General features: G+C 61.6%; 15 protein-coding genes. 5 read left to right on the top strand and 10 right to left on the bottom strand.

All coding sequences use genetic code 11. The annotated features are described in order from the left end of the window. Nucleotides 1-86: 86 nt before the first annotated feature. The 9 genes from AC1RTP_RS19215 to hemC form a co-directional block, all read right to left on the bottom strand. Nucleotides 87-2,141, bottom strand: coding sequence for an NAD(+) synthase (locus tag AC1RTP_RS19215; protein ID WP_498609540.1), 2,055 nt, complete (start codon nt 2,139-2,141; stop codon nt 87-89). Nucleotides 2,142-2,206: 65 nt separating this feature from the next. Continuing rightward, a complete protein-coding gene (locus AC1RTP_RS19210) occupies nt 2,207-3,331 on the bottom strand; it encodes a GNAT family N-acetyltransferase (RefSeq protein WP_498609538.1) in 1,125 nt (374 codons plus the stop codon). A gap of 13 nt (nt 3,332-3,344) precedes the next feature. Further along, the gene (locus tag AC1RTP_RS19205) at nt 3,345-3,584 is read right to left on the bottom strand and encodes a hypothetical protein (protein ID WP_498609536.1); all 240 of its coding nucleotides are present in this window, start codon (nt 3,582-3,584) and stop codon (nt 3,345-3,347) included. A 153-nt stretch (nt 3,585-3,737) separates the two neighbouring features. Beyond that, the gene (locus AC1RTP_RS19200) at nt 3,738-4,253 is read right to left on the bottom strand and encodes a hypothetical protein (RefSeq protein ID WP_498609534.1); all 516 of its coding nucleotides are present in this window, start codon (nt 4,251-4,253) and stop codon (nt 3,738-3,740) included. A 161-nt stretch (nt 4,254-4,414) separates the two neighbouring features. Further along, on the bottom strand, nt 4,415-4,951 hold the full coding sequence (gene ppa, locus AC1RTP_RS19195; protein ID WP_498609533.1) for an inorganic diphosphatase: 537 nt from the start codon (nt 4,949-4,951) through the stop codon (nt 4,415-4,417). An 84-nt stretch (nt 4,952-5,035) separates the two neighbouring features. Then, complete coding sequence (locus AC1RTP_RS19190) at nt 5,036-6,232, bottom strand: heme biosynthesis protein HemY (protein ID WP_498609531.1); 1,197 nt, start codon at nt 6,230-6,232, stop codon at nt 5,036-5,038. Continuing rightward, nucleotides 6,232-7,404, bottom strand: coding sequence for a uroporphyrinogen-III C-methyltransferase (locus AC1RTP_RS19185; RefSeq protein ID WP_498609530.1), 1,173 nt, complete (start codon nt 7,402-7,404; stop codon nt 6,232-6,234). Before AC1RTP_RS19185 ends, AC1RTP_RS19190 begins: the two co-directional genes overlap by 1 nt. After that, on the bottom strand, nt 7,401-8,165 hold the full coding sequence (locus AC1RTP_RS19180; protein ID WP_498609528.1) for a uroporphyrinogen-III synthase: 765 nt from the start codon (nt 8,163-8,165) through the stop codon (nt 7,401-7,403). Before AC1RTP_RS19180 ends, AC1RTP_RS19185 begins: the two co-directional genes overlap by 4 nt. Nucleotides 8,166-8,259: 94 nt before the next feature. Further along, complete coding sequence (gene hemC, locus AC1RTP_RS19175; protein ID WP_498609526.1) at nt 8,260-9,243, bottom strand: hydroxymethylbilane synthase; 984 nt, start codon at nt 9,241-9,243, stop codon at nt 8,260-8,262. A 167-nt stretch (nt 9,244-9,410) separates the two neighbouring features. Here hemC and ppc point away from each other — a divergent pair, with 167 nt between their 5' ends. Then, the gene (ppc, locus tag AC1RTP_RS19170) at nt 9,411-12,230 is read left to right on the top strand and encodes a phosphoenolpyruvate carboxylase (RefSeq protein ID WP_498609524.1); all 2,820 of its coding nucleotides are present in this window, start codon (nt 9,411-9,413) and stop codon (nt 12,228-12,230) included. Between the two features lie 96 nt (nt 12,231-12,326). Further along, nucleotides 12,327-12,953 (top strand): head GIN domain-containing protein, encoded by a 627-nt coding sequence (locus tag AC1RTP_RS19165; protein WP_498609522.1) that lies wholly within the window; start codon nt 12,327-12,329, stop codon nt 12,951-12,953. Here the strand turns inward: AC1RTP_RS19165 and AC1RTP_RS19160 are convergent. Beyond that, the gene (locus tag AC1RTP_RS19160) at nt 12,937-13,608 is read right to left on the bottom strand and encodes a GNAT family N-acetyltransferase (protein ID WP_498609520.1); all 672 of its coding nucleotides are present in this window, start codon (nt 13,606-13,608) and stop codon (nt 12,937-12,939) included. The genes AC1RTP_RS19165 and AC1RTP_RS19160 overlap by 17 nt on opposite strands. 10 nt (nt 13,609-13,618) lie before the next feature. On the opposite strand from AC1RTP_RS19160, the gene AC1RTP_RS19155 reads away from it, so the two are divergent. The 3 genes from AC1RTP_RS19155 (at nt 13,619) to AC1RTP_RS19145 (ending at nt 16,262) form a co-directional block, all read left to right on the top strand. Then, nucleotides 13,619-13,960: a zinc ribbon domain-containing protein YjdM gene (locus tag AC1RTP_RS19155; RefSeq protein ID WP_498609518.1), complete on the top strand. Its 342-nt coding sequence runs from the start codon at nt 13,619-13,621 to the stop codon at nt 13,958-13,960. Between the two features lie 77 nt (nt 13,961-14,037). Beyond that, entirely contained in the window at nt 14,038-15,147 is a 1,110-nt protein-coding gene (locus AC1RTP_RS19150) for an HAF repeat-containing protein (protein WP_498609516.1), read from the top strand. Beyond that, nucleotides 15,144-16,262 (top strand): HAF repeat-containing protein, encoded by a 1,119-nt coding sequence (locus AC1RTP_RS19145; RefSeq protein WP_498609514.1) that lies wholly within the window; start codon nt 15,144-15,146, stop codon nt 16,260-16,262. Before AC1RTP_RS19150 ends, AC1RTP_RS19145 begins: the two co-directional genes overlap by 4 nt. Nucleotides 16,263-16,305: the final 43 nt, after the last annotated feature.

Below are 16,305 nucleotides of genomic sequence, written 5' to 3'. Positions count from 1 at the left end.
ATCTTCCTCCTGCTTTCCCTTTCCTGCCCGCTCATCGCTTTTCTGGCACTGGAGGGGAGGCGTCCATTTCATTCTCCTTATTGTGATTAGGCGTCGGGCACGGTCTTCAGGTTTTCCAGCCAGGCAGTCGCTTCCGAGTCGCTCGGTGCACGCCAGTCGCCGCGCGGCGACAGCGAACCGCCCGAGCCGACTTTAGGCGCGTTCGGCACGCAGCTGCGCTTGAACTGGGAAGTCTGGAAGAAACGCTTGAGGAAAATGCCCAGGTTGCGTTTGATGTCTTTCAGATCGTACTGGTTGCGCACCACGTGCTCGTCTTCCGGCCACAAGCCAGCCTCGCGGTCACGCCAGGCATGGTAGGACAGGAAGGCCACCTTGGACGGCGAGAAGCCGAAGCGCAGCGTGTAGTACAGGTTAAAGTCCTGCAGCTCGTACGGGCCGATAAAGTCCTGCGTGACTTGCGCCGGCGCGGTGTCGCCGGCCTTGCCGGGCACCAGCTCAGGGCTGATTTCAGTATTCACCACGGCCAACAGCACGCTGGAATTCACGTCGCCGAACTGCTCGCTCTCGGCCACCCAGCGCACCAGGTGGGTGATCAGTGTCTTGGGTACGCTGGCGTTCACGTTGTAGTGCGACATATGGTCGCCCACGCCGTAAGTGCACCAGCCCAGCGCCAGTTCGCTCAAGTCGCCGGTGCCGATCACGATGCCGTTGTGGTGGTTCGCCATGCGGAACAGGTGGCTGGTGCGCTCGCCCGCTTGCACGTTCTCGAAAGTGACGTCGTAATCTTCCTTGCCCTCGCTGTACGGGTGGCCGATGTCCTTCAACATCTGGATGCAGCTTGGCCGGATATCGACTTCCAGCGCTGTGCAGCCGACGAATTCCATCAGCGCGCGCGCCTGGTCCAGCGTGCGGGTGCTGGTGGCAAAGCCCGGCATGGTCGCTGCAATGATATTGGTGCGCGGCAGGCCAAGGCGGTCCATGGCTTTCGCGCAAACCAGCAGCGCATGGGTCGAATCCAGGCCGCCAGAAACGCCGATCACCACATTCTTGATGCCGGACGAGGACAGGCGCTGCACCAGCGCGCTGACCTGGATGTTATAGACCTCGTTGCAGCGCTTGTCGCGCAGCTGCGGGTTGGATGGCACGTAAGGGAAGCGCGCGACATTGCGTTCCAGCGGCAGCACGCGGTGCATTGGCAGTTCGACCGGGAAGCGCACGGTGCGGAACTGCGACACTTCCGCCTTGTGGCGGCGCGTGGACTGGCCGAAAGTCGTGGTGCGCATGCGCTCGCGCGACATGCGTTCCAGGTCCACGTCGGCGAAGACCATATGCGATTCTTCGGCAAAGCGCTCCGATTCGGCCAGCATTTCGCCGTTCTCGTAAATCAGCGCCTGGCCATCCCAGGCCAGGTCCGTGGTCGACTCGCCGCTGCCGGCGGAGGAATACAAGTAGGCCGCGATGCAGCGCGCCGACTGCTGGCCGACCAACTGGTGGCGGTAGTCGGACTTGCCGACCAGGATATTCGAAGCCGAAAGGTTGACCAGCACCGTGGCGCCGGCCAGCGCTGCGAAAGACGAAGGCGGGATCGGCACCCACACGTCCTCGCAAATCTCGATATGGAATTTGAACAGCGGCAGGTTTTCCAGCTCGAACAGCTGGTTGACGCCGAAAGGCACGCGCTGGCCGAGCAAGGTCATTTCATTGGAAATCGCCTCATCAGCCGCGCTGAACTGGCGCGCTTCGTAGAATTCGCCGTAGTTGGGCAGGTAGGACTTCGGCACCACGCCGCGAATCACGCCGCCCGATACCACGATCGCGCAATTGAACAGCTGGTGGTCGACGCGCAGCGGTGCGCCCACGACCAGTGCCGATGGAATGCGGCTCGACGCCTCCACCACGGACTGCAAGCTATCGAGCACGGCGTCCAGCAGTGCGCGCTGGTGGAAAAGGTCGTCGCAGGAATAAGCCGACAGGCCCAGTTCCGGGAACGCCACCAGCACCGCGCCCTTGCCTGCCGCCTGCTCCGCCAATTCAATCGTCTGCGCCGCGTTAAACAGCGGATCAGCCACCCGGCAGCGCGGCACGCCGACTGCTACACGAGCGAAATCATGGTGGTACAGATTGTGGAAGGAGTGCGACATAGCTCATCCAGGCCATTGGTGATGGCGAAGATTTTAACATCGCCATGGATTATCTGCGATGCGCATCAAGACTCTTGCCTGAATGGAGAACGGCTTTCGAGACCTTCCGCGTATTCATCGATCGCCACCGTCTCCCGCTCAAGGAAATCGGCAATCGCATCCGCGAACGAACCATTGGCGATCCAGTGCGCCGACCAGGTACGGGTTGGCGTGAGGCCTCGCGCCATTTTGTGTTCGCCCTGCGCCCCACCCTCGAACTTCTTCAGGCCATGTTCGATGCAGTATTTGATCGACTGCAGATAGCAGGTTTCGAAATGCAGGCCGGAGACAAATTTCGTGCAGCCCCAATAACGCCCATACACTGTATCGCCGCCCACCAGGTTCAGCGCCGCCGCTATCGGCTGCCCTTCGCGTGAAGCGACGATCAGCAGCAACGCGTCGGGCGAATCATGCAGCATCTGCTCAAAGAACTTCAGCGACAGATAAGGGCTGGAAAAATGTTCGTGATAAGTCCGCGTATAGCAATCGTAAAAGAAGCGCAGCAACTCGGCCGGGATCTCCGCACCGCGGAGGTGCTGGAACGTCACACCGGCATCGCGCACGCGCCGGCTATCCTGCTTCAGCTTCTTGCGCTTTTCATGTTTCAGCGAAGCCTGGAAATCTTCCAGGCTGCCAAAGCCCTGGTTCTCCCAATGGAACTGGACGCCCTCACGAATCATGTAGCCTGCATCGACCAGGGCGGCCTTGCTCTCTTCATCGGGGTAAAGGATGTGGAGCGACGATACGTCCATCTCCTTTGCCACCTGGAGCGCCGCCTGCGCCAGAAGCAAGCGATGCTCCTGCGTTTCGCCGAGCAGCCGCGCACCCGTCACCGGCGTAAACGGAATGGACGACAGCAGCTTAGGATAGTAGTCCAGGCCATGCCGAAGGAAGGCTTCCGCCCAGGCATGGTCAAACACGTACTCCCCTCGCGAATGCGTTTTGAGGTAAAGCAGCATACCGCCCATCAGCCGCGAATCTTCGCGCAACACAAGGAAATGCTGTGTCCAGCCAGTCTTCGGCGTCGCGCAGCCGGTATCGTGCAGCGCCTGTATGAACTCATACTTTGTAGTCGGATTGTCCCCGGCAAGCTGGTTCCAGCGAGCCGCATCGTTCGGATCCAAAGAACTGACAAGGAAGATTTCTAACACGGGGCGCTGGTCCTCACAGGAAGGTCAAGTCCAGGCCAAGCGTCCTGCAAAGGGCAAAGGTGACGAGCCCCAGGCCCAGGAGCGATAGCACGAAGATTGCGGTCACTTTGCCGCTCGCGCGTAGCACCGCGCGCCCCTCCAGCGCCTTCTCCTTTTGACCTTGATCGTAATGCCACTTAATGGCGAAGAACATGCCCGTGCCGAGCACGAGAAACTTGAACGTAAATAGAGCTACAGGGATCCATTCCATCATTTTGCGTATTTCCAGGCTATTACCAGACACTATCCTGACGCATACTACTTGAAATCGATTTGCATGCATTGGGACAAATTGTCCCAGTTGAAAGCCATACAAGAATAAAACCTGCCAAGCTGGTTGCCGCGATTGGCCAAGTCGAGCGACCTGTTAGAGCCCACCAGTTCCGTCCCCTTCGGAATTGGCTGGCGCGACTGCGTGCCTGGCAAAGGACTCAGGCTTTACGATCAGAACCACGGCGAGAGCGAGTTGAAAGGCGATAACGGCCATGTCCACCTTCGCATCCAAATTGAACGCCTCGATAGCCGGAGTCACGGTTGTCACGGCCACCATGCGAAAGATATACCACGCAACCGTTGGCAATGTTTTCACAAGCAGCCATAGTCCAAGCAAACAGGCACCCACGCGGGCGATCTCGAAGCTGCCAGCAGAAATCACATTTCGATGACTCGTTCGTGGTAAGAGGCGATGGGCCACCGTCATCGGTAGGACCCAGAGAAAAATCGCTCCGATTAGATAAGCACCCGCGATGACAATTCCCACGCCCTTTGGCGCCCCCTCCGGCATCGAAGTGCTAAAGAAGGTAACAATGGTGCCGACGCTCATTAGCCCCAACCAAAAGGCGAACAGTCGAACGCCAAGTCCTACGAGTTGTTGCGGTGTCATGTTGTGAGCTCTACCGTCTTAATTATTGGTGGTTATCAATATAACATTGATAGACTGCGGCGAATAAATTGCGAACTCCTATTGCGCCGCGGGCGAAGTTCGCAAAAAATAGGCGAAAAAAAAAGCACCCCGCAGGATGCTTTCTTTGATCAGGCTTGGGATCAGCCTTCTTGCTTGGCGGCTTGTGCCACGCCGTGCATGATTTCCTTCTTGGCTTCTTCCGGGCCGTACCAGCCGTCAACCTTGACCCACTTGCCTGGCTCCAGGTCTTTGTAGTGCTCGAAGAAGTGCTGGATCTGCTGCAGGCGCAGGTCTTGCAGGTCTTCCGGCTTCTGCCAGTGCTTGTAGATCGGCAGGATCTTGTCGACTGGAACGGCCAGCACTTTCGCGTCTTCACCGGATTCGTCGGTCATCTTCAGCACGCCGATAGCGCGGCAACGCACTACCACGCCTGGGATCAGCGGGAATGGGGTGATGACCAGGACGTCAACCGGGTCGCCGTCGTTGGACAGGGTGTTAGGGATGTAACCGTAGTTGCATGGGTAGTGCATGGCGGTGCCCATGAAACGGTCGACGAAGATGGCGCCGGATTCTTTGTCCACTTCGTACTTGATCGGATCCGCGTTCATTGGGATCTCGATAATGACGTTGAAATCGTTCGGCAAGTCTTTGCCGGCCGGTACTTTATTCAGGCTCATGATTTTCCTCGGGTTAATGCTTTTTTGGACAGTCTAACCTTGCAATTATAGCGAAGTGCGCGCCGTTTGTGCGGCGCAGCACTATCACAAAATAGTTGCCAAGGCGCACTGACGATAGTGGTTCGCCGCTTCTTCAGGCTGGGTCAGCGCTTCATGCAACTGTGCCAGCTTGAGGTGGGATTCGCGCACCATGCGCGCTTCGGAGGCATCGGACAGGGCTTGTTCCAGGTAGCGCTGGGCCTTGCCCCACAGTTTCTGCTTCAGGCACAGGGAACCCAGGGTGAGCGCCAGTTCCGCGTCGTTCGGGCGCTCGCGCACCCAGCCTTCGCAATGCTCGATCTGCACCAGCAGCGCGGCCGAACCGACCGGCGCGGCAGCGTCGCGGTAGGCGCGCAGCACGCGTTCATCCCAGTTGGCGGCCAGCGATTCTTCGCAGACCACGCGGGCTTCGTCGTGCAGGCCGCGCGCATTGAGGGCGGTGGCGGCGCGGCAGGCGACGTACGGCTTGAGGCGGTCGGCCGATGGAATGGTGGCCCAAACGCGCTGCAGCGATTCCGCATCGTGCGAGTTATCGGACAGCAGGTCGTCATAGGCCAGTTCGCGCAGGCGCGCGGACAGGGCTGGATGCAGGGCTTTGTGCTTGTCCAGCAGGCGCACCAGGCGCAGCACTTCCGGCCAGTTCTTGGCTTGCTGCTCGGCCTTCAGCGACCATTGCAGGGCGTGGATATGGCGGGTGCCGCTGGCATTCAGTTCACGCACGGCTTCCAGCGCCGCTTCCGGCTGGTGATCGTCGACCAGCAGTTCGGTCATGGTCATCAGGCGCGCGGTTTTCATGCTGTTGTCGCTGGCGATGCGGGCCAGCCACTGGTCGCGGCGGGCTTGCTGGCGCATGCGGTGGGCGGCACGGGCGCCGATCAGCGCCGCCACGCCGGCGTTTTCCGGCAATTCGGCGGCGCGCAGTGCGGCCTTCTCGGCGTGGCCGAAGCGGCCTTCGAACAGGGCCTTCAGCGCGTCGCGCAGGCCCTTGTTGCCGTCGCGTTCACGCTTGTTCTGGCGGTAGGCGGCCACTTTGCGCGGCATATTGACCGTGGCGTTGAATGCGCGCGCCAGGAAATACACCACCATGAACAGGGCCGCCAGCAGCACCAGGAAGAAGTTCAGCGACAGGTCGACCCGGTACGGCGGGTAGAACAGCACTACGTTGCCAGGGTTGAAGCGAGCCGTCACGGCGATACCGATGGCCGCGGCCATCATTACAACGAGCCAGATAAAGAGACGCATTATGGCTTCGCCTTGTAGTTACGTACCGCATTCAGGCTGTCTGCCAGCGTCGGCATTTCGATCGACAGGTTGCTGCCTTGCAGTTGGCGCAGCATTTGCTGTGCGGTCTTGGTCTGGCTGGTCTTGGCGTCGAAATACTTGGTCAGGGTTTCCTGGGCGGCCAGCAGGTCGGCGCGGAAGGCGGCTTCGTTACGCGACAACAGGGCCATGCGGGCGTTAAGCAGGCGCAGTTTCAGGTTCTCGCGCACGAAGAACGATTCTTCCGGGGCCAGCATGATGGCGTCCGGGGTATCGACGCGGCGCACACGGATCAGGGTCGAGACTTCCGACCACATATCGCTGCTCCACTCCTGCCAGACGTTTTTCACACGAGAGCCCCAGCTGTCCTGGTCTTCGACGACTGGCGCGGATGTGGCATCCTTGCCGGCGCCTTTGGCCTTGGTCTTGGCAGGCGCCGCGGCTTTACGCTCCGGCGCGGCCGGCGGGGTTGGCTTGGCGTCGGACATCATCGGCAGGCCATCGACCTGGGCGATCACGTTATCCAGGCGCACAGCCAGGCCGACCGAGTCGACGTTCGGCAGCGCCTTCAGCTTATCGATGTCCTTGGCGATAGCGCGGCGGATGGTGATGAATTGCGGCTTGTCGGAACGGGACAGGCTGCGGTCGGCGTTCTGCAGGGCGATCAGGGCGCCCGGCACGTTGCCGGCCAGTTGCAGCTGCTGGCTCGCGGTGGACAGCACTTGCTCGATTTCAGCCAGCGCCCACTCGTCGCGGTTCTTCGACATGTCCTGGTACAGCTGCTCCAGCGCCAGCTGCTGCGCTTGCGCCTCCTGCTGGCGGTTTTCCAGCACGCCTACTTTGAGCTGGATTTCCTTAGCGGTTTCCTGCACGCTCTTCGCGAGCTGGCTGGTCTGGCCATTCAGGGAGTCGCCCTGCTGCAGGCGGCGCGCCATCTCTTCACGCAGGCGGAACACCTGGTTCTTCGAATAAAAGGCTTGCGCTGCCAGCAGGATGCCGAGCACCACCACCGCGATCATCAGCGGCTGGCGCAGGGTATCGCGCTCCGGTGCCGGCGGGTTCGCTGGCGCAGCGGGAGTGGTGGTTGGAGTCTCGACGGCCGGAGCGGCCGGCGTCGTTGGCAAGTTATCAGTTTGGTTAGGCAAATCGTTCATGGACGTGATTGTAACGCGGCGAGCACCCGTTCGTCGCCTGATCCTGTCAGGGTCACATTCTGGAATCCCAACTCCCTTGCCGTCTCGGCGATCCGGGAATGGGGGACGATCAGGTGATGATGTTGCATGGTTGCAACGATTGTCAACTTGTTTAATTCATTTAACAGACCGGCAAGACCGCGCAGGGCTTCGGAACTTGTGATGATCCAGTCGGCGCCGTCGTCTGCGAGCGCGGTCAGACGGGCCGCCAAGTCAGGCGTCAGCACCGGAACGGCGCGGCGGTAGGCTGGCAGGACGGTGACTTTGGCACCGGCGGAGCGGAAGGAGTCGGCCATCAGCTCACGGCCCGACTCGCCGCGCACGATCAAGACCTTGGCGCCGCGCAGGGCTGGCAGGTCCAGCGCTTGCAGCAGGTGTTCGGTATCGCTGTGGGTCGGATCGACCGGGCTGGCAATTTGACTCGCCGGAACGCCCTTAGCGATCAGCGCCAGGCGGCTGCCCTCTCCCACAACAGCAGCCCGCAGGCCGATAGGCCAGGCAGGAATGTGCGCGAAGGCCGCATCAATTGCATTGGGCGATACGAAGGCAACGAGTTGATAGCCGGCCAAGTCAGCCAAGCCCGCACGCAGAGGTGCCTGGTCAGGCAGCGGCGATATCACCAACAGCGAAAGCACATCGACCTCGCGACCGAGCGCACGGATACGGCCAGCCAGTGGCTCAGCCTGGGCGATGGGGCGGGTAAGGACGACTCTTCTTGGCATTTAAACGCAGCGAAAGGCCGAGCCCGTGTCAACCAAAGAGCCTGACCCCAAGGTTGACACGGACTCGGCCGGGCGGTTGGCTTGCATGCCTGACTTAGGCCGAGGGGGCGGCGTTGGGCGTCATGCCTTCGGCTTGCTCAGCCTGGCAGACGGCAAGGATGGACTCGGCGTCCTGGGCGCGCAACTGCTCGGCGACTTGGGCGCCGAGGGACTCGCCATCGGTGGCGGCGCCAGTGATTTCGGCGCGGGCGACGCGGGTGCCGTCGGGGGTGGCGACCATGGCGCGCAGGTGCATCTGGCCGCCGTCGACGGTGGCGAAGGCTGCCAGCGGGACTTGGCAGGAGCCGCCGAATACTTTGGATACTTTGCGTTCGGCTGCTACGGCTTGCGCGGTCGGCAGGTCGTTCAGCGGTGCGAGGATGGCTTTCAGGTCCAGGCCATCCTTACGTTCGGCGATTTCGATCGCCATTGCGCCCTGCCCTGCGGCCGGCAGCGAATCTTCCGGCGCCAGCAGGGATTTGATGCGCTGCGGCAGGCCAAGGCGTTTCAGGCCGGCGGCGGCCAGGATAATCGCCGCGTAATCGCCGCGATCCAGCTTGCCCAGGCGGGTGTCCAGGTTGCCGCGCAGTGGCTTGATCACCAGGTGCGGGTAGCGCGCCGAGATCAGGGCCTGGCGACGCAGGCTGCTGGTGCCGACGATCGCGCCGGCTGGCAGGTCCGCCAGCGAGGCATAGTCGTTGGAAACGAAGGCGTCGCGCGGGTCTTCACGTTCCAGCACCGCTGCCAGGGCGAAGCCTTCCGGCAGTTCCATCGGTACATCTTTCAGCGAATGGACGGCCAAATCAGCGCGGCCCTCTTCCATCGCGACCTCCAATTCCTTCACAAAAAGGCCCTTGCCGCCCACCTTGGACAGGGCGCGATCAAGGATCTGGTCACCCCGGGTTGTCATGCCCAAGATCTCAATGCTGCACTGCGGATATAATTGAGACAAGCGCGCGCGAACGTGTTCGGCTTGCCACATGGCGAGGCGGCTTTCGCGCGATGCGATGACCAATTTGGAAGGGTGCTGTTGGGCCATTTCGGGAGTATTCAAAACCAGTATTCTTTCGCTGTTGCTAGCGCTAACCCGGCGTTCACCAGTGTATTGCGCATGATGAGGACCACAAATTCTAGCATGCGCGCCCCTATGCAGACTGCGGCCACAAGCCTTTTGCACGACCATTCTTATCTTTTGACTGATTAACTATGGCAAATCAAGTAAGTGCAACAGACGATGTAAACCAGAGCGCCGATAAAGACGCGCCGTTGAAAGAAGACATCCGCCTGCTGGGCCGCCTCCTGGGCGACGTCCTGCGGGAACAGGAAGGAGAGGAAGTATTTGCCGTTGTAGAAACCATTCGCCAGACGGCCGTCCGCTTCCGCCGTGAAGCCGATGCCGGCGCCGCCAAGGAATTGGACGGCATGCTGAAGATACTGACCCGCGAGCAGACCATTACGGTGGTGCGCGCCTTCTCCTACTTCTCCCACCTGGCCAATATTGCGGAAGACCAGCACCACATCCGCCGCCGCCGCGCCCACTTGCTGGCCGGCTCGGCTCCGCAACGTGGCAGCATCAGCTTTGCACTCGACAAGCTGAAAGAATCCGGCGTCGAACTGGACACCGTGACCAGCTTCTTCAAGGAAGCCTTGATTTCCCCCGTCCTGACCGCCCACCCGACCGAGGTGCAGCGCAAGTCCATCCTGGACGCGGAACACGATATCGCCCGCCTGCTGGCCCAGCGCGACCTGCCGCTGACGCCGAAAGAGCGCAGCGCCAACCTGCACATGCTGCGCGCCCGTATAGCGACGCTGTGGCAGACTCGCATGCTGCGCTACTCCAAGCTGACCGTGGCCGACGAAATCGACAACGCCCTGTCCTACTACCGCATCACCTTCCTGCGCGAACTGCCGGCGCTGTACGACGATATCGAGACCGAGATCGCCGAGCATTTCGGCCCGAAAGCGCCTGCCATCGACGCTTCGTACGTGCAGATGGGCAGCTGGATCGGCGGTGACCGCGACGGCAACCCGAACGTCAACGCCGGCACCATGCAGCACGCACTGGAGCGCCAGGCCACCACCATCCTCGACTTCTACCTCGACGAAGCCCACGCCTTGGGCGCCGAGCTGTCGGTGTCGACCCTGATGATTGGTTGCTCGCCGGCGCTGCAAGCCCTGTCCGATGCGTCGACCGACACTTCCGACCACCGCAGCGACGAGCCTTACCGCCGCGCCCTGATCGGCATCTACGCCCGCCTGGCCGCCACCGCGCGCGCCCTGGGTGCGACCAACATCCTGCGCAAGGAAGTCGGCCACGCCGAGCCTTATCCGTGCCCGGCCGATTTCTCGGCAGACCTGCAGGTGCTGATCGAGTCGCTGGATGCCAACCACGGCTCCGTGCTGGCCCGCCCGCGCCTGACCACCCTCAAGCGCGCGGCCGACATCTTCGGCTTCCACCTGGCGTCGCTCGACATGCGCCAGTCGTCCGACATCCACGAACGTGTGCTGGCCGAGCTGTTTGCCAAGTCCGGCGTGCAGGCCGACTACTCGGCGCTGGATGAAGATGCCAAGGTCAAGCTGCTGCTGTCTGAGCTGTCGCAGCCACGCCTGCTGTATTCGCCGTACATCGAATACTCCGAAGAGACCACCTCCGAGCTGACCATCCTGCGCACGGCGCGCGACATCCGCCAGCGTTACGGCAAGCGTGCGATCCGCAACTACATCATCTCGCACACCGAGACCGTGTCCGACCTGCTGGAAGTGTTCGTGCTGCAGCAGGAAACCGGCCTGCTGCGCCAGGGCGCCGACGGCGAGCGTACTTCGGACCTGATGGTGATCCCGCTGTTCGAGACCATCCCCGACCTGCAGCGCGCGGCCGGCATCATGGAAACCCTGATGGCCGTGCCTATGGTGCAGAAGCTGATCGCCAAGCAAGGCCAGATCCAGGAAGTCATGCTGGGCTACTCCGATTCCAACAAGGACGGCGGCTTCATGACCTCCAACTGGGAGCTGTATAAAGCCGAACTGGCCCTGGTGGAAATCTTCGCCAAGGCCGGCGTCAAGCTGCGCCTGTTCCACGGCCGCGGCGGTACCGTTGGCCGTGGCGGCGGTCCAAGCTACGAGGCGATCCTGGCGCAGCCGAAAGGCACCGTCAACGGCCAACTGCGCTTGACAGAACAGGGCGAGATCATCGCCTCCAAGTTCTCCAACGCCGAAATCGGCCGCCGCAACCTGGAGCTGCTGGTCTGCTCGACCCTGGAAGCGAGCCTGATGCCGCAGCCGGCCGACGCCTGCCACGGCCCGCGCCTGGCCGGTTTCGAAAAGGCGATGGCGGAAATCTCGGAGCTGGCTTACAAGGCTTACCGCAACCTGGTGTACGAAACCCCGGGCTTCACCGACTACTTCTTCGCGGCCACCCCGATTGCGGAAATCGCGGAGCTGAACCTCGGTTCGCGTCCGGCTTCCCGTAAGTCGACCCGTCGCATCGAAGATTTGCGCGCCATTCCTTGGGGCTTCAGCTGGGGCCAGTGCCGCCTGCTGCTGCCTGGCTGGTACGGTTTCGGCTCCGCCATCGGCGCCTGGATCGCGGCCGGAGACAAGGACGAACGTACCGCCCAGCTGCGCGACATGTTCCAGCACTGGCCGTTCTTCGCCACCCTGCTCTCCAATATGGACATGGTGCTGGCCAAGACCGACCTGGCGATCGCTTCGCGCTACGCCGAGCTGGTGACGGACAAGGAACTGCGTGAGCGCATCTTCAAGCGCATCACCGAGGAGTACCACCAGACACTCGGCTGCCTGGAGTCGATCACCGGCACCCATGACCGCCTGGCAGGCAACCCGCTGCTGGCGCGTTCCATCACCAACCGCTTCCCTTACCTCGATCCGCTGAACCACTTGCAGGTTGAGCTGATCAAGCGCCGCCGCGCGCTGGGTAACGAGGAAGACAGGCTCGATCCGCGCGTCAACCGCGGCATCCACCTGTCCATCAACGGCGTCGCAGCAGGCCTGCGCAACACCGGCTAAACGCCCCTGGCGAACGGGCCCGGAAAAATTCCGGGCCCGCTTAGCAAAAATACCATTCTTGCGTCATAATCATGCGCTCCAATATGAGGAGATCGTATGTTCCGCCTGACGCTGTTAGCTGCACTGCTGCTGCCCTCCCTCGCCCTGGCTGAAGACCAGGTCCGCAAGTTCGATACCTTCTACGGTATCAATGTCAAAGGCCCGATCAGCGTCTACGTCGACGTCGGCAAGACACAGTCCGTTATCGTGAGCGGCCATAAGGACTACATCAACAAAGTCCGGACCGTCGTCGAAGGTGGCGTACTACGTGTGATCTACGACAAGGATGACAAAGGCTCAATCAACGTCAAGGAAGGCGACAAAATTACGGTCACCGTGCCGGCGCTGACCAGCTTCCGGGTGCTGGGTGCCGGAGAGTCGCGCGTCACCAACATCAACGGCGAACGCATCGACATCAGCTTCGAAGGCGCCGGCGCACTGTACGCCAGCGGCAAAGTCAAACTGCTGCGCATGAAAGGACAAGGCGTTGGCCAGGCCGATCTCAAGGACCTGAAAACCGAACGCGCCGACGTCAACTTCACCGGCATGGGCGATATCAGCCTTTATGCCAGCGACACCCTGAACCTGATTGTTGAGGGCATGGGCAACTTCACTTATTACGGCAATCCGAAGCACGTCAACAAATCGGCAACAGGCATAGGCAAAATCAGCCCAGGCAAATAAGCCGCGCGTGGGGCAACTCGCGCGTGGCCACGTAGCCCATCGAACGGTACAGCCCCTGCGCGCGGGAATTGGCCGCACCCACGTGCAGCATCGGGCGCACGCCCTGCTGCTGCATGCCGTACATGATGTATTCCATCAGCTGCCGCGCATAGCCGCGCCCCGTAAAGTCGGGGTGGGTGCAAACAGCGCTCACCTCGCGCAGGTGGCCCAGGTCCATGCGCTCCCCGCTCAGCGCCACCAGCCTGCCGCCTTCATCGTGGATGCCGGCATACGTGCCCATCTCGCCGGTGCGCGGGCGGAAGTAGCCCGGGAACGCGATATTCGTCAGCGCCACCATCGCCGGATCGTCGGCCGCCAGCACGCGGATCGCGGCGGCATCGGGCGCCGCAACTGGACCGCCTTCGTAGACCATTTGCAGCACACCCGATAGCGGCTGCAAAGCCCAGCCCGCGGGCAGCGACGGCATCGCGCCGAGAAAATAATAACCATCGCCTACATCGGCCAGGTCTTGCGCCGACAGGGGAACGCCCTGCTCCGCGACCGCACAAAACGGCGCCACGTCGGCCGGATAACGCCGGGCCGGGCCTGCCTGAATGCTAAAATATTGCTGCGCGGAGGTCAGCGCAGCCCAAATCGGGTTTTCCAATTCCTGCATACGAGTTCCAATGTCTAATTTCCCAGCCTGCCCAAAATGCCAATCCGAGTATACCTACGAAGACGGCGATAACTATGTTTGCCCTGAATGCGCCCACGAGTGGCCAAAACAGGCCGCCGAAGCAGCCGGCGAAACCGCGCGCGTCTACAAGGACGCCGTCGGCGCCATCCTGCAAGATGGAGACACCGTCACCGTGATCAAGGACCTGAAACCAAAAGGCTCGGGCGGCGTGATCAAGCAAGGCACCAAAGTAAAGAACATCCGCCTGGTCGACAGCGACCACGATATCGACTGCAAGATCGAAGGCTTCGGCGCCATGAGCCTGAAATCGGAGTTCGTACGTAAAGTTTAATCATTACAATTTGAGAATATTTTTTACTAATTCTCAGATATAGTCTTCGGAATAATTCTTATTTACGGAGACTGCCGATGAAACCTGCTTCGCTTGCACTGGCCTTCGCACTGGCCCTGCCCTTCGCCTCCACCCACGCCAAAGGCCCGATGGGGGAATCAAGAACAGAGTCCAGTACGATGACGGGCATCAACGCAGCAGGTGAATGGGTCGGTGAAATCAAGGACGTAGATGGCCGCCGCCGCGCCATCCTGATGTCGCAAGGCCGCCATATCGAAATCGGCACCCTGGGCGGCAGCGACAGCACCGCCAACGCCATCAATAACCAGGGCGTCGTCACCGGCGGCGCACTTACCGCCAGCAACGCATGGCACGCCTTCCGCTACGACGAAGCCCTGGGCATTCGCGACCTGGGCACGCTGGGCGGCAGCAGCAGCGTCGGCACCGCAATCAATCAATCCGGCCACATTGTCGGCTATGCGGACACCACAGAGGGCGATTACCACGCCTTCGTCGACACCGGCATCACGATGCTGGACCTGGGCACCTTGGGCGGCAAGAACAGCTACGCCACCGCCATCAACAGCGACGGCTATGTGGTCGGCGCCGCGCAGCTGCCGAATGGCTACCGCCGCGCCTTCCTGTACAAGCCGGGCAGCGGCATGATGGAACTGCCTACGCTGGGCGGCCGCATCAGCGTAGCAACCGCTGTGAACGACCACGGCATTGTGGTCGGCGCGTCCGAGATGCCGAACGGCGCATGGCACGCCTTCATGTACGAGAACGGCCGCATCATCGACCTGGGCGCCATGATTGCCCGCGGCTCCAGCTTCGCCAACGGTATCAATAGCCATGGCGATATTGTCGGCACTGTGAAAATCAAAGACCACGACGCCCCGCATACCTTCATCTACAAGAATGGCCGGATGCAAGTGCGCTCGGCCTTCGGCGGCCTTTACGTGACGCGCGACATCACCGAAGAGGGCAAGGTAATCGGTTCCAACTTCACCGGCCATCAACTGAAATCCGGCACCGTCGAATCGGACACTGCGAAAAGGGGCATCTCGCCAGTTGACTGGCTGACCTTCGGCTTCCTCGCCATCCTGGCCGCGGCAGGTGCGTACAAAATGCGCGACCGTATCCGTAAAGGTGTCGACTACAGCAGCAAGATGCTGTCGCTGGCATGATGCGCAGCGCCTTCCGTGTCATCGCGCTGGCGGCAGCGCTTTCCGCCGGCGCAGCCCACGCCGGCCCGTTTGGCGGCTCGATGTCCGAATCCATCGTCGCCAAGGACATGAACCAGTCCGGCGACACTGTCCTCGAATCGATCACCGGCTACGGCGCCCGGCAGGCCTTCCTGCGCTCGGGCGGCCAGCGCTACGACATCGGCACCTTCGGCGGTGAAGAAAGCACGGCCGCCGCGATCAACGGCGCCGGCGTCGTCACCGGATCCGCCCAGGCAGCGGACTACACCTGGCACGCCTACCGTTTCGACAAGCGCAATGGACTGCGCGAACTCGACACGCTGGGCGGCGCCAGCAGCGCCGGTACCGCGATCAATGAGCAAGGCCACATCGTCGGCCACGCCGATACCTATGACGGCGCCTACCACGCCTTCATCGACACCGGCATCACCATGCTCGACCTGGGCACCTTCGGCGGCAAGAACAGCTACGCACTGGGCATCAACGCCCACGACATCGTGGTGGGCGCCGCCGACCGCGCCAACGGCTTCCGCCGCGCCTTCATGTACAAGCCCGGCATCGGCAAGATCGAGATCCCGGACGTCGGCGACCGCCACAGCGTTGCCATGGCCGTCAACGACCACGGCGTCGTAGTCGGCACCATGCAAATGCCCGACCGCAGCTGGCACGCCTTCAGCTACGACGGCGTACGAACGGTGGATCTTGGCGTCATGATGAACCGCGGGAACAGCTTCGCCACCGCCATCAACAACAATGGCGACATCGTCGGCAACGTCCGCGTCTGGGGCCGCGACGCCCCCCTCGCCTTCGTGTACAGCAAGGGCCAGATGCAAGTGCGCGACAACTTCGGCCGCTTCGACCTCGCCCGGCGCATTACCGACGACGGCCAGATCATCGGCGCCGGCAGCATGGCCAAGCAAATGCGCGCCGCCCGCGTTGCCCACAACAAGCTGGAATCGATCGGCTGGCCAGCACCAGTGGACATGATGACCTACGCCCTGCTCGCGGTATTGGCCACGTACTTCCTCTACAAAATCCGCGAACACCTGCGCGAAGGGATCGATTTCAGCAAACGCCTGATGCTATCCATCGCATAAAAGAAAAAAGGGGACGTACCCCTTTTTCAGGTACGTCCCCCTT

The organism is Pseudoduganella sp. GW821-FHT11H04 (genome assembly GCF_058807935.1).
This window is presented reverse-complemented; position numbering and strand designations above follow the sequence as displayed.

Bases quoted from the DNA above. Each gene is read 5' to 3' on its own strand.
- AC1RTP_RS19215 (WP_498609540.1), bottom strand. From the start codon at position 2,141: ATGTCGCACTCCTTCCACAATCTGTACCACCATGATTTCGCTCGTGTA.
- AC1RTP_RS19205 (WP_498609536.1), bottom strand. From the start codon at position 3,584: ATGATGGAATGGATCCCTGTAGCTCTATTTACGTTCAAGTTTCTCGTG.
- AC1RTP_RS19200 (WP_498609534.1), bottom strand. From the start codon at position 4,253: ATGACACCGCAACAACTCGTAGGACTTGGCGTTCGACTGTTCGCCTTT.
- ppa (WP_498609533.1), bottom strand. From the start codon at position 4,951: ATGAGCCTGAATAAAGTACCGGCCGGCAAAGACTTGCCGAACGATTTC.
- AC1RTP_RS19190 (WP_498609531.1), bottom strand. From the start codon at position 6,232: ATGCGTCTCTTTATCTGGCTCGTTGTAATGATGGCCGCGGCCATCGGT.
- AC1RTP_RS19185 (WP_498609530.1), bottom strand. From the start codon at position 7,404: ATGAACGATTTGCCTAACCAAACTGATAACTTGCCAACGACGCCGGCC.
- AC1RTP_RS19180 (WP_498609528.1), bottom strand. From the start codon at position 8,165: ATGCCAAGAAGAGTCGTCCTTACCCGCCCCATCGCCCAGGCTGAGCCA.
- hemC (WP_498609526.1), bottom strand. From the start codon at position 9,243: ATGGCCCAACAGCACCCTTCCAAATTGGTCATCGCATCGCGCGAAAGC.
- ppc (WP_498609524.1), top strand. From the start codon at position 9,411: ATGGCAAATCAAGTAAGTGCAACAGACGATGTAAACCAGAGCGCCGAT.
- AC1RTP_RS19165 (WP_498609522.1), top strand. From the start codon at position 12,327: ATGTTCCGCCTGACGCTGTTAGCTGCACTGCTGCTGCCCTCCCTCGCC.
- AC1RTP_RS19160 (WP_498609520.1), bottom strand. From the start codon at position 13,608: ATGCAGGAATTGGAAAACCCGATTTGGGCTGCGCTGACCTCCGCGCAG.
- AC1RTP_RS19155 (WP_498609518.1), top strand. From the start codon at position 13,619: ATGTCTAATTTCCCAGCCTGCCCAAAATGCCAATCCGAGTATACCTAC.
- AC1RTP_RS19150 (WP_498609516.1), top strand. From the start codon at position 14,038: ATGAAACCTGCTTCGCTTGCACTGGCCTTCGCACTGGCCCTGCCCTTC.
- AC1RTP_RS19145 (WP_498609514.1), top strand. From the start codon at position 15,144: ATGATGCGCAGCGCCTTCCGTGTCATCGCGCTGGCGGCAGCGCTTTCC.